Origin of the sequence: Pseudomonas sp. HMSC063H08 (assembly GCF_001813645.1) — a bacterium.
In the GTDB taxonomy this organism is placed as follows: domain Bacteria; phylum Pseudomonadota; class Gammaproteobacteria; order Pseudomonadales; family Pseudomonadaceae; genus Pseudomonas; species Pseudomonas aeruginosa.
Genome location: NZ_KV813391.1, coordinates 1 through 302, shown reverse-complemented (window position 1 = coordinate 302; position 302 = coordinate 1). Strand labels below are relative to the sequence as shown.

Sequence of the window (302 nt, the reverse complement as noted above, 5' to 3'; positions counted from 1 at the left end):
GACATGCCGTTGGCGACGGAGGCAGGAAACAGCATGGTGGCCATGTCCTGGCCGCCTTGGATGGGCGGCGGGGCGTTGCTCGCGCGCTGCTGAGGTTGCACGGCGAAGGCGGCCGGGTTCAGCGCGTCGGGCGTGATACTGACCGCCATGTGGCACTGGTTGATGACTTCCTGGGCGGCCTCCTGCAGCGACGCTGCGCCTGCAGGGCGCCACGTCACGATGCAGTCACTGGACAAGGTGTGCGAAACGCTCAGGGGTTTCGTGCTGACCCAGGGTTTGTCGGAGAACACCACCGTATCGCG

The 302-nt window shown here is 66.2% G+C and carries 1 pseudogene; it reads right to left on the bottom strand.

Features of this window, described 5'->3' with window-relative positions:
- Window positions 1-302: pseudogene (locus HMPREF2924_RS08205) on the bottom strand (PilN family type IVB pilus formation outer membrane protein); the annotation flags it as partial.